Genomic DNA, 12,567 nt, shown 5'->3' with positions numbered 1-12,567 from the left:
GCTTGATTACTTCAACTTGAGCAAGGTTATGTCAGATGGCTGCATTCGATAAGACGACAAGCATAAGTTAGACTGTTCGTAAAAATGGGATAATCGATCTTTTCAGGCGCGGTGGGAATATGGATAAACTGGAATCAATGCGGGTATACGTTTGTGTGGTCGAGACCCACAGCTTCGCCAGGGCGGCAGAAGTGCTGGGGCTACCGCGCTCAACCGTATCGCGGGTCGTTAAGGAGCTGGAGACATACCTGGGCATTCAGCTTTTACAGCGCACCACCCGGAAACTCAGCGTGACCGCAGAAGGCCGACGCTACTATGACGAGAGCAAACGGCTGCTGACGGATATTGCGACAATGGAGTCTTCCTTTCCCGGCAGATCCGCGCAGCCAAGAGGCCGTTTTAAAGTCGGGATGCCGCAGTCTCTCGCCCGACATTGCATTCTTCCCAGTCTCCCTGAATTTCTCCGCCAGTATCCCGAGCTGGAGCTGATACTCTGTTCCAGCGATAACGTGGAGGACATTATTCAGGAAGGGTATGACTGCGTGATCCGCACCGGGAGGATAGAAGATTCAACGACGCTGGTCGCGCGCCCTCTGGCGAACTTCAGATGGGTTGTTCTGGCTTCTCCGGGCTATATAGCCGCCTGTGGTAAGCCGGAAAATCTCGACCAACTGGAAAAGCATTACGCAGTCGGCTACCTGAACCACCGCACCGGGCGTACCATTGACTGGTTTTTTACGCGTGATGACGGCGATTGTGCAATCCGCATGAAAGAGACGCTGATCGTTGATGACACCGACGCCTATATCCAGGCCGGAATTCAAGGGCTCGGATTAATTCGCGTGGCCAGCTATCTGGCTGAGCCGTATCTGAAGAGCGGGGCGTTGGTTCGCTGTATGGAGGACGTCTCTTTCGATTTACCGCTTTCGCTTGTCTATCCACAAAACCGCTATCTCCCGCCTTCGGTACGCGCCTTTTATGACTGGAGCAGAGCGGTGCTACACCAACATGGTGACTGACGGGCGAAAACCCTGATTTTGCTTAATAGCCGGAAATAAAAAAAGCCCGTCAGAGAACGGGCGAAATAAGCAAATGATTTAGTGATTCGTTATCAACATTATTGGAGGATAACGCCGCGTATCTTACGTGGCTGAGGGCAATGCAGATACCTGACAGATTCGGTAGGTGAAACAATAAATTAAACGTGCACTACAGTGCGTCAAAAGTGGGGTAGAGACTGTTTTCCAGATATTCAACGAAAAACCAAATCTCACCGCTGAAAATAAACCATAAGCCAAATATAATAAGCAATAAAATAATTAAGGTGAGTATTATTTCTGTCTTTCCCATTGTTGCCACAACCCACCCGTCGTTAATTTACTTAAGCTGGGCATTGTAGCGGGGCTTTTCACGATACTCCAGTTTCATGCCGCAAGGACTTTATTACGCCCGTCGTTTTTGGCGCGATAGAGCGCATCGTCGACACGTTTAAACAGCGCGTCAATACTCTCTTCCGGGTCATGCCGAGCCACGCCAATACTGACGGTAAAGCGTGGTAAGCCTGGGAGGGTAATATGGGTGACCGCCGCACGGACGGATTCGGCAATCTTCAGCGCCGTTTCGAGAGACGTACGCGGCAACAGGATGACAAACTCTTCACCTCCCCAGCGGAACACCAGGTCATCTTGTCTGCTGCAGGCTTCCAGCGTTCGGGAGAGGGCGATGAGCACCTCATCACCCTTCAGGTGACCAAAGAGGTCATTGATATTTTTAAAATGATCGGTATCCACCAGCAGCAGGCTAAATTGCTGCTGGGCGGAGAGGTGGCTCAGGTTGGTTTGGTCGATAACGTTATAAAACTGACGTCGGTTGAGTAACCCCGTCATCGAGTCACGTAATGCAGCATTTTCCAGCTCCTGCTCAAGCCTCTTTTGCTCAGTGATATCATGGATTATGCACAGCATCAGTTTGTCACCGTAGATTTCAATGGGCCCCGCGTAGGTCTGGACGTGGCGGGTGGTGCCATCGGCAAGGCGGTGAATAAAATTAAGCGGCTTATGTCCGCCGGGCAGCGCAGCAATCTCCGTCATGATGGGCATGACGCCTCTGCCAAGCGTGTTAATTTCCCAGGTGTGCTTCCGGCACATCTCATCATGTGAATAACCGTAAAAGCTGAGCGCGGCCAGGTTTGCATCGACAATTTGCCCGTCACGGGCAGGATCGATTAGCAACATTGGTGCGCTGTTGGTCAGGAAAAAGCGGGCGTAAAACCCCTGTTTTTTGCGTTGATAGGTTGCGGAACGGCTGGCTTTCAGGCCTGAGGGGGCGTGCGAAGAGATTCCTTCGAAAACGATAACATCACCATCCGGCGTGACGTGGGTGAGGGAGAGGCGACAGCTTATCGGTACGTCCTGCCCGCCCCGGCTAACTGTCCAGATCTCGACAATATCGTGATCGTTCTTCAGTTCAGGAACATACATTGACAGTACGGTTTGCGCACTTGCAGAACAGGACCCTTTACGCAGGTCATTCAGCGTTTTATTACCCGTTAGCTGTATTGCGGCCACATTTGCAAAAATAATCTGTTCCGAAACAGGAGAAATGAGCCACACGGGCGTTTTAATTGCATTAAGCGCATCAAAACTATTTTGCGACATAGTATTTTCCTGTTCATCGGCACGATACGCCTGGCAATCATGGCAGAACTGACCCGCATGTACTCCCTTGAAACATACTCTACTCAATCCCGTCAGGCATGATTTTTTTGTGAAATAAATTCGGGGTCCGTTTGAATTTTACTTATGGGTATAATTTGTTTGTCTGAGTTTTTTTGTAGCAGCAGCCACGGAACCTGTTCAGCGGGCAAGGGGCGGGAGAAAAGGTAGCCCTGGAGATAGTCACAGCCGAGGCTGGTCAGTATTGCCTGCTGTTCGTCCGTTTCAATCCCCTCGGCAACGACAGTCATCTCCATGGTGCGGGCAATATTAATAATGGTTTCCACCAGCTTGCGGCTTTTTTCATTTCCCAGCATAGAGGACACAAAGCTCTTGTCGATTTTAAGCTCTTTTACCGGAAGAACGCTCAGCATCAGCAGGTTGGAATAACCCGTGCCAAAATCATCAATAGAGACGGTGATCCCCGCATGGTTAAAGGTGTTGAGCAGCTCGATGCTGCGGTCGAGATTTTTTAGCGCGGTACTCTCCGTGACCTCCAGGATCAGCCTTGAGGGCGACAGATTATATTTATCCAGCATGGACGACACGATGTGAAAGATATCCGGCTGTTCGAACTGAATAGGGGATAAATTGAGCGATAACGTCCACTGGCTGAAACCTTGTTCAGTCCAGAAATGAAGCTGCCGACACGCGGCTTCAATAGCCCAGTTGCCAACCGGAATAATCAAACCCGTTTGTTCCAGAGTGGGTAAAAACAGACCTGGCAGCAAAACGCCTTGCTCCGGATGCCGCCAGCGCAGAAGAGCCTCAAAACCGTGGATTGTCTTATCTTTAGCATGCCATGTTGGCTGATACCACAGTTCAAACCGATCGCTTTCCAGCGCCTGATAAAGTTCCTGCAGAAAACCCGGCTGCGCCGGAACCGCCGTTGACATCTCAGGGCGGTAAAACGCCCAGCCGTTACGACCTTCTTGCTTAACGTGGTGTAAGGCGGCATCCGCCTTAAACTTCAGTTCATGCAGCGTTTCGCCATCCTGAGGATAAAGGCTTACACCCGCGCTGAGGGTGGTACTCAGCGTATGTCCGCAAAGGGATAGCGGACGGCGCATATCCGCGAGCAGCGTCGTGAGCAGAGTAGTGAGCTTTTCTTCGTCGTATTCGGGAACCAGCATGATAAAGGCATCCCCACCCAGCCTGGCCAGCGTCATCTCACGGGTAAGTAGGGAGGTGATGCGCTGGGCAATGGTAATTAATAACTCATCACCGACGCTGTGACCCCAGGTATCATTCACGCGTCTGAAGCGATCGACATTCAGAAAAACCACGGCAAATTGTTTGTTACTCAACAAGGCGCTGTGCAGACAATCCTGCATTCGGATATCCATCTGCTGGCGGTTTGCAAGGCCGGTGAGAGCGTCAAAGCGAACCTGTAGCTCAAGCTGACGGTTGAGTTGGCGCAGATTGTCCGTCAGACGGCTGGTCCGCCAGTGCGAATCGATAAGCGAAATAATTAACATCATGCCGAGCAGGGCGAGCGTGGTGACGGAAACCCAGATGGATAACCCCAGCTCGCTGACCCCGCCGGGGAGCGTATGCGCCATCTCATGGAAATGCGCGGCGCTCATGCCCGTATAGTGCATCGCGCAAATGGCGGCGCCCATGACTAACGCGGCGAGAATGCGAGTCACAAAGACCCCTTTGTGCTTATCTCTAAGGCGAAAAGCCAGCCACAGCGCCACGCCGGAGGCGACCACGGCAATCATCACGGACACACCCACAATGCGCCGATCCCAGAGGATGTTTCCTTCCAGCATCAACGCGGCCATGCCGATATAGTGCATAGCGACCACGCCAGCGCTGAGGATAACCGTGGCGAAGAACAGCCGAAAGGGAGAGAGGTGTTTGCCCGTAACGGCAATATTTATTGCTATCGTGGAGGCAACGATCGCCACGCCGAGAGACGCAAGGGTTAGCCATAGGTCATAGCTCATCATCATCGGCATTTGCATCGACAGCATACCGATGAAGTGCATTGACCAGATCCCGATGCCCAGCGTGATCCCGCCGGCAATGCGCCAGAACAGAGCCGCTTTACGGCTGGAAAGGGGAATTTTCCCGGCGCTGTCCAGGGCCACAAAGGAGGCGATAAACGCCACCAGATAAGAGACAGCGATCAACACAGGGTCCCACGATATATTGAGCATTATGCAATCCCACGCCTGAGAGGGTTACCGATTTTGCCGGCCGGCACGTCTTTATCTGGCAACGAACATGCGCATTCAAACCATATTAGTTATTTATCGTGGAAAATAGCCACTTATATAAAAGGTCAAACTTACCCGAAATATAAAATATATTCTTTATGTTAATGCATTAAGTACTGCTAAACATAGTCGATAGATTGTAGCAAAGCGTCTTAAATATGTGTGCATGCACCGCAAATAATGGTATCGCTTCAGGGGGCTTTGGACCAGCAATACAGCATATGGGGTATGACATTTCTACTAAAACCCATTTTTTATCTGACTTAAGTTAAATACAGGGTGGGTAACGGCGAAACGAGAAGTCAGCGTATTATGTGAGGACAAACGCAAAAGTGAATGCTATAAATCTAAATGCCGACCAAAATATAAGTTGTGGGTAAAATCATGCTAAGAAATATTAGTGTCAGGACCTTCATTGCCTGGTTCCTGCTGTGCCTGTTTTTAGTGAATGCAGGTATCGTTGTTCTATTTTCCAGCAATCTTCCTCTTTTCGTTTCGATTAATCTGGTCAATTTCGTTGGATTATTTTTGCTCTGGAGTTATATGACGAAGTTTCTTGTGACGCCGATCAATACTGTGAAAAAAAGTATTGAAGAAGTGACCGCAGGCAACTTAGGCGTCTCTATCCCCGAGTTTGGCAATAACTGCGCGGGGCGATTAATTCCCGGGATTAATACTCTTTCCAGCAACATCGCTACGCTGGTGCGTGAGATCAGGGCATCATCACAAAACGCCATGGCCTTGTCGGATCAGCTCTCTTCCCGCAGTGCTCAGCTCTCGGTGAAAACAGAGCAACAGTCTGCGTCTCTGGTGCAAACTGCGGCAAGCATGGAGCAGATGGCGGCAAGTACCCGAAACAATGCCGATAATACCCGGCTGGCGAGCGAGCAGGCGAATGCCGCGACGTTGCAGGCGCGCAAGGGCGGAGATCTGATGGAACAGGTTGCCAGCAATATGCAATCCATTACCGAGTGCGCGCAGCAGATGACGGAAATTATCTCCCTGATCGACGGGATTGCATTCCAGACGAATATTCTGGCGCTTAACGCGGCCGTCGAGGCCGCGCGGGCGGGCGATCACGGGAAAGGGTTCTCCGTGGTCGCAGAGGAAGTCCGAAACCTGGCTCACCGCAGCGCCGAGGCGGCGAAAAACATCAAAACGCTGATTGACGTTACCAGCAGTAATGTCACCCAGGGTGCCAGCGTAGTGTCGGAAGCGGAGAAGAATATGCGTGACATCGTGACCGGCTCCGGCAACGTCAGCCGGTTAATGGACGAAATTTCTACCTCAACCGCAGAGCAGGAGAAGGGCATTTCCCAGATCACGCTGGCGCTGTCCGAACTGGAGCGGGTCACGCAAAGCAACGTGGCGATGGCGGAGGAGCTCAACGGTTCCTCTGAAGTGCTGCGTAATCAGGTGATCGAACTGCAGACGCGGACCCGAAATTTCAGGCTGGACCAGGGGCACCCCTCGTCACCAGTAGCCAGCCCTGTTTCGTACCATCAGCTCCCCGAGCACTCTCATTGACAGCTTCCCGAAGCCTGGCATGCCAGGCTTTTTTATTCCCAAAATATAGCGTGTACAATTCCTGAGCGATTTCAGCGCGATGCGAAACATAGTTGTTGCTTAACCCCTGATGGAAGCTAGACTGACATCGAAAGAGCCAAACAGGGGAGGCGCTGTGGAGAGCATTAAAGGATCCGAACTTAACGTTCCTGACGCAGTTTTTGCGTGGGTGCTGGACGGTCGCGGCGGCGCCCGACCGCTGGAAGATGATGATGTCATTGATAAAGAGCATCCCTGCTGGCTACATCTGAACTATACCCACCCGGACAGTGCTGACTGGCTGGCCTCGACTCCGCTGCTGCCTAACAACGTACGTGATGCGCTGGCGGGGGAAAGCCTGCGGCCTCGCGTAAGCAGGATGGGTGACGGGACGCTTATCACCCTGCGCTGTATAAACGGCAGCACGGATGAACGTCCCGATCAGCTGGTTGCGATGCGCGTCTATATGGACGATGGGCTGATTGTTTCCACACGTCAGCGTAAGGTTCTGGCGCTGGATGACATTGTGAACGACCTCAAAGAGGGGACCGGACCGGTTGACTGCGGCAGCTGGCTGGTGGACGTCTGTGACGCCCTGACCGATCATGCGAGCGAATTTATTGAAGAGCTGCACGATAAAATCATTGACCTGGAAGATAATCTGCTCGATCAGCAGATCCCGCCGCGCGGCTTTCTGGCGCTATTGCGCAAGCAGCTGATCGTGATGCGTCGGTATATGACGCCACAACGGGATGTGTATGCCCGTCTGGCCAGTGAAAGACTCAACTGGATGAATGACGATCAGCGCCGCCGGATGCAGGACATTGCTGACAGGCTGGGCCGCGGGCTGGATGAGATCGATTCCTGTATCGCCCGAACGGCGGTGATGGCGGATGAAATCGCGCAGGTGATGCAGGAGTCGCTGGCGAGAAGAACCTACACGATGTCCCTGATGGCGATGGTCTTTTTACCCAGCACATTTCTGACAGGGCTTTTTGGCGTCAATCTGGGCGGTATACCCGGCGGCGAATATCGGTACGGCTTCACCGCGTTTTGCGTCATGTTAGTTGTTTTGATTGGTGGTGTTGCATGGTGGTTGCATCGTAGTAAATGGCTGTAAATTTACGATTTTTTCACCTTTTTCGAGGATTAAAACGCTCTTTTAATTGAGCGAAGTCAATAAACATCACCCCCGTAAGGTGCAATATTACTCCCGCAGGTGAATGCAACGTCAAGCGATGGGCGTTGCGCTCCATATTGTCTTACTTCCTTTTTTGAATTACTGCATAGCACAATTGATTCGTACGACGCCGACTTTATAGTCGGCTTTTTTTTGCCTCCTGTTTCTCAGCGTCTACCCTAAAAGGGACGACAGCAAATCCTGGAGGGAAAAATGAGCATTTTACTCGCTCTGCTACTGCAACACGCGCGTCAGTCCGATCCTGTCCCCACCGATCCCGTGCCGATGCCCGATCCCATTCCGCGTCCGCAGCCGATGCCAGACCCGCCGCCGGACGAAGAACCGATTAAATTGTCGCATCGAACCCCGAGATCTGCGAGGATACGCGCCATCTGACCGTAAAGATGACCACGAGAGATTATTGTGACCGCTTTTTCTACCCTGAATGTTCTGCCTGCCGCCCAACTCGACAACCTCAACGAGTTGGGATACCTCACGATGACGCCTGTTCAGGCGGCCGCGCTGCCCGCTATCCTTGAAGGCCGGGATGTGCGTGTGCGGGCGAAAACGGGCAGTGGGAAAACGGCCGCTTTCGGTCTTGGTCTGCTGCAGCATATTGACGCGTCGCTGTTTCAGACCCAGTCACTGGTGCTGTGCCCGACCCGCGAGCTGGCAGACCAGGTCGCGGGTGAACTGCGTCGCCTGGCGCGTTTCCTGCCCAATACCAAGATCTTAACCCTCTGCGGTGGGCAGCCGTTTGGCGCACAGCGCGATTCGCTCCAGCACGCGCCGCACATTATTGTCGCGACGCCCGGCCGCCTGCTTGATCACCTGCAAAAAGGCACCGTTTCGCTCGATGCCTTAAGCACGCTGGTGATGGACGAGGCGGACAGGATGCTGGATATGGGCTTCAGCGATGCCATTGATGAAGTGATCCGCTTCGCGCCGGCCGATCGTCAGACGCTGCTGTTCTCTGCGACCTGGCCTGAAGCCATCGCCGCGATCAGCGGTCGCGTGCAGAATAATCCGCTCACCATTGAGATCGACAGCGTCGATGCTCTGCCGGCCATCGAACAGCAGTTCTTTGAAACCTCGCAGCAGGGAAAAATCCCGCTCCTGCAGAAACTGCTGAGCCAGCACCAGCCTGCATCATGCGTGGTGTTCTGTAATACCAAAAAAGACTGCCAGGCGGTTTGTGATGCCCTGAATGCGGCGGGGCAGAGCGCACTGTCTCTGCATGGCGATCTGGAACAGCGCGATCGCGATCAAACGCTGGTGCGTTTCGCCAACGGCAGCGCCCGCGTGCTGGTCGCGACCGACGTCGCCGCCCGCGGTCTGGACATCAAATCCCTTGAACTGGTGGTGAACTATGAACTGGCCTGGGACCCGGAAGTGCACGTCCATCGTATTGGTCGCACTGCTCGCGCCGGAAACAGCGGCCTGGCCATCAGCTTCTGCGCACCGGAAGAGGCGCAGCGTGCCAATATTCTTGCTGAAATGTTGCTGATCAAGCTGAACTGGGTGAACGCGCCGGGCAGCATCAAACTCGTGCCGCTGGAGGCGGAAATGGCGACGTTGTGCATTGATGGCGGCAAAAAGGCCAAGATGCGTCCGGGTGATGTATTAGGCGCGCTGACCGGCGATGTGGGTCTGGAAGGGGCGGATATCGGGAAGATTGTGGTGCATCCGGCACATGTTTATGTGGCCGTTCGCCAGGCGGTTGCCCACAAGGCGTGGAAGCAGCTGCAAAACGGCAAGATTAAAGGCAAAACCTGCCGCGTACATCTGCTGAAATAAGGCATAAAGCGTCTCAGAAGGTCTTTCTGAGACGCCCATCGCTTATTTCACTTCAAGCACGTTCAGACGCAACTCTTCGAACTGATTGTCCTCGTCTTCCGGCTGCCAGCCCGCAGGCTGCATTGGGATCTCTTCCCGGTCAAACGCCAGATCGCCACCATTCACCACCTCCGAGCCGTGGTTGATACCTTTGAAGTCGAACAGCTCTACGTCAGCGAGGTGGGAAGGAACCACGTTCTGCATCGCGCTGAACATGGTCTCAATACGGCCCGGATAACGTTTGTCCCAGTCGCGCAGCATGTCGCCAATCACCTGACGCTGCAGGTTCGGCTGTGAGCCGCACAGATTGCATGGAATGATCGGGAACCCTTTCGCCTGAGAAAAACGTTCAATGTCTTTTTCCCGGCAGTAGGCAAGCGGGCGGATCACAATATGCTTGCCGTCATCGCTCATCAGCTTAGGCGGCATGCCTTTCATCTTGCCGCCGTAGAACATGTTCAGGAACAGCGTTTGCAGGATATCGTCGCGGTGATGGCCCAGCGCAATTTTGGTCGCGCCCAGTTCCGTTGCGGTACGATAGAGAATGCCGCGGCGCAGACGAGAGCAAAGCGAGCAGGTGGTTTTCCCTTCCGGAATCTTCTCTTTCACGATGCCGTAGGTGTTTTCTTCGACGATTTTATACTCAACGCCCAACTGCTCCAGATATTCCGGCAGAATGTGCTCCGGGAAACCCGGCTGTTTCTGGTCAAGGTTGACCGCCACCAGAGAAAAATTCACCGGCGCGCTTTGCTGAAGATTACGCAGGATCTCCAGCATGGTGTAGCTGTCTTTACCCCCTGACAGGCAAACCATGATGCGGTCGCCTTCTTCAATCATGTTGAAGTCTGCAATGGCTTCGCCCACGTTACGGCGCAGGCGCTTTTGCAGTTTATTCAGGTTGTATTGCTCTTTCTTTGTATTTGATTGATTTTCTTGCATTTATTACTACCTTCGGAGCCAGTAGGGGCATAATAGGGGCAAAAATTATTCAGCGTGCCAGCTTATCGTTAAGCATCAGCACCTGTTCGCCATTCATTTCTTCAATCCACGCACCGTAGACTTCATAAACCATTTGCGCGTTTTCATGCCCCATCTGGCTGGCTATGAAAGACGGGTTAGCGCCGGCAGATAAAAGCCAGCAGGCAAAAGTATGCCGCGTATGGTACGGATTCCGGCGGCGAATACCAGCACGTTTTACAGCTGCGTTAAATCTGGAGCCGATACTCGATAAAGAGTAGTAGGCCTTCTGTATGCCCTTGCGCATCCTGGGCATGAAAACAAATCGCAGATTTTGATATTCCATCGCACCATACTCACGGTGATGAAACACAATCTCGGTTTTGGGCTGTAACGAAGTCAGTGTACGCTGTGCCTTCAAGGCCTCTAGTGCTGGCTCTAATAGCGTGATAACTCGGTCACCTGCTTCGGTTTTTGGTGGGCCGAACATGCCCAACGCATTAAGATTGCGCTGTATATTAGCCGTACCTTTTTCCCAGTCGATATCTTCCCAGGCAAGAGCTGCAAGCTCCCCATGAAGACGGTCCGGCTGAAAATTATGTTAACTGGCTTTCTGGTAACTACTATTCTGGCACATGGAGGCTTGGCGCTGTACGTGGGTCAGGACCCGATTTAGCCCGTGTACAAATGAACATCTATGATGGTGTAAGTACCAATGCTGATTTCCGCTGGTACCCATACGGAGCGTTTCAGTCAAAAATCCATATTGGCCCTGGGGAAGGATACGGTGGCGGTTACCAAGATATTGTTAACGGCTACAGCACGAACACATCGTTTGCACGCCCAAACCTATCAACTCCAAACGATAGTGGATTTGTACCATTTGGCAGGTGGCATACCTATTGCTCAGGGGGGTATCACGCCGTTACCGCTCTTGGATCTATTTCCCAGGGGAAAAGCAACTGGCCATCTATTGAACTTGTAACCATTGGTGATAGCGGATCTGCAGGAACGCGTATTTTCTCGTTTAATACCGTTACCGCGGATATTTCAGTTTCAGGCAGTGGTGGTTTTGGGGGCAATTATATTTTCTCTAAACAACCAAACTGTGATATCGAACTGAAACATAGTGTGAAATACGATGATGGTTATCAGTCATACGAGAATATCAAGAAATTCCTGCCAGCAACTTACGTATACAACGATGACCCTTTGGAGAGAGTTCGCCGAGGTGTTATCGCTCAGGATGTCATGAAGATCGACAGAGAGTACGTAACGTTGGTCCCTGCAGCACCGAAATTTGATGGTGAAGGCAACAGGGTTGATGCTGACGATACGTTAGCGCTGGATAGCAACGTCATCATGCTTGATACCGTGTTGGCACTGAACTACGTCATTAAACAGCTGGAGGCAACACAGAAAGAGCTCCAGGAGCTTAAGCAAAAATAGCGGAATCATGAAGACTTAGCTTTCAGCCGCAGCCCGTTCTGGCATTTAACGGGTTTTGTCTCCCTCAGATCTGCTTACATCTGCGCCATTATTGAAAAATTTACAAAAGAGATAATTCGAAACGAGAGATAAACTTAGAAACGAAACGGCGAAGCTTTAAGCAGTGACGATAGGGCCTGTATCTTGCGGACACTTACAAATAAAACTACTGTATATAAAAACAGTATTTGAGGTGTGTGCAATGGAATTCATCAGGCCAACAGAACTGCGAGAAATTATCGCTCTTCCGCTTTTCAGTGACTTAGTACAGTGTGGTTTCCCAAGCCCCGCAGCTGATTACGTTGAACAGCGTATCGATCTCAATGAGTTACTTGTCGCTCACCCGAGCTCTACATATTTCGTCAAAGCCGCGGGGGATTCAATGATCGAAGCCGGGATAAGCGACGGTGATCTGCTGGTGGTGGATAGTTCGCGCACGGCTGAGCACGGTGACATTGTCATCGCCGCGGTTGAAGGGGAATTCACTGTTAAGCGTTTGCAGTTACGCCCGACCGTTCAGCTCAACCCTATGAATAGCGCCTACAGTCCTATAGTTGTTGGCAGCGAGGACACCCTGAACGTCTTCGGCGTCGTGACTTTTATCGTTAAATCGGCGAGCTGA

General features: G+C 52.1%; 11 protein-coding genes and 1 pseudogene. 7 read left to right on the top strand and 5 right to left on the bottom strand.

Annotated elements, in window-relative coordinates; translation table 11 throughout:
* Nucleotides 1-119 precede the first annotated feature (119 nt).
* Nucleotides 120-1,019 (top strand): LysR family transcriptional regulator, encoded by a 900-nt coding sequence (locus IB212_RS12165; protein ID WP_041909711.1) that lies wholly within the window; start codon nt 120-122, stop codon nt 1,017-1,019.
* 190 nt (nt 1,020-1,209) lie between these two features.
* Here IB212_RS12165 and IB212_RS12160 read toward each other — a convergent pair whose 3' ends face one another.
* From IB212_RS12160 to IB212_RS12150, 3 genes are all read right to left on the bottom strand, one after another.
* Nucleotides 1,210-1,350, bottom strand: coding sequence for an Ecr family regulatory small membrane protein (locus IB212_RS12160; protein WP_032644880.1), 141 nt, complete (start codon nt 1,348-1,350; stop codon nt 1,210-1,212).
* Nucleotides 1,351-1,424: 74 nt separating this feature from the next.
* Nucleotides 1,425-2,657 carry a sensor domain-containing diguanylate cyclase gene (locus IB212_RS12155; protein ID WP_188245583.1) on the bottom strand — a complete coding sequence of 411 codons (1,233 nt, stop codon included), beginning with the start codon at nt 2,655-2,657 and terminating at the stop codon, nt 1,425-1,427.
* A 92-nt stretch (nt 2,658-2,749) separates the two neighbouring features.
* The gene (locus IB212_RS12150; protein ID WP_188245584.1) at nt 2,750-4,879 is read right to left on the bottom strand and encodes a bifunctional diguanylate cyclase/phosphodiesterase; all 2,130 of its coding nucleotides are present in this window, start codon (nt 4,877-4,879) and stop codon (nt 2,750-2,752) included.
* Between the two features lie 444 nt (nt 4,880-5,323).
* Between IB212_RS12150 and IB212_RS12145 the strand changes: the two genes are divergently transcribed.
* The 4 genes from IB212_RS12145 (at nt 5,324) to dbpA (ending at nt 9,461) form a co-directional block, all read left to right on the top strand.
* Nucleotides 5,324-6,466: a methyl-accepting chemotaxis protein gene (locus IB212_RS12145; RefSeq protein ID WP_188245585.1), complete on the top strand. Its 1,143-nt coding sequence runs from the start codon at nt 5,324-5,326 to the stop codon at nt 6,464-6,466.
* Between the two features lie 154 nt (nt 6,467-6,620).
* Entirely contained in the window at nt 6,621-7,604 is a 984-nt protein-coding gene (zntB, locus tag IB212_RS12140; protein WP_028013350.1) for a zinc transporter ZntB, read from the top strand.
* 291 nt (nt 7,605-7,895) lie between these two features.
* Nucleotides 7,896-8,060, top strand: coding sequence for a hypothetical protein (locus tag IB212_RS12135; protein ID WP_305143948.1), 165 nt, complete (start codon nt 7,896-7,898; stop codon nt 8,058-8,060).
* Nucleotides 8,061-8,087: 27 nt separating this feature from the next.
* Nucleotides 8,088-9,461, top strand: a complete 1,374-nt coding sequence (gene dbpA, locus IB212_RS12130) for an ATP-dependent RNA helicase DbpA (protein WP_188245586.1) — start codon at nt 8,088-8,090, stop codon at nt 9,459-9,461.
* Between the two features lie 42 nt (nt 9,462-9,503).
* Here dbpA and ttcA read toward each other — a convergent pair whose 3' ends face one another.
* Entirely contained in the window at nt 9,504-10,439 is a 936-nt protein-coding gene (gene ttcA / locus IB212_RS12125; protein ID WP_028013348.1) for a tRNA 2-thiocytidine(32) synthetase TtcA, read from the bottom strand.
* 49 nt (nt 10,440-10,488) lie between these two features.
* Nucleotides 10,489-11,034, bottom strand: a pseudogene (locus IB212_RS12120) (site-specific integrase); the annotation flags it as partial.
* 110 nt (nt 11,035-11,144) lie between these two features.
* Here IB212_RS12120 and IB212_RS12115 point away from each other — a divergent pair.
* Both IB212_RS12115 and IB212_RS12110 read left to right on the top strand, forming a co-directional pair.
* Entirely contained in the window at nt 11,145-11,906 is a 762-nt protein-coding gene (locus IB212_RS12115) for a tail fiber domain-containing protein (RefSeq protein WP_188245587.1), read from the top strand.
* A gap of 241 nt (nt 11,907-12,147) precedes the next feature.
* The gene (locus tag IB212_RS12110; RefSeq protein ID WP_041909723.1) at nt 12,148-12,567 is read left to right on the top strand and encodes a translesion error-prone DNA polymerase V autoproteolytic subunit; all 420 of its coding nucleotides are present in this window, start codon (nt 12,148-12,150) and stop codon (nt 12,565-12,567) included.

The sequence above is a fragment of the Enterobacter sp. E12 genome (assembly GCF_014596715.2).
In the GTDB taxonomy this organism is placed as follows: domain Bacteria; phylum Pseudomonadota; class Gammaproteobacteria; order Enterobacterales; family Enterobacteriaceae; genus Enterobacter; species Enterobacter bugandensis.
Note: the sequence above shows the minus strand (reverse complement) of the source record. Positions and strands in the feature narration are given on the sequence as shown.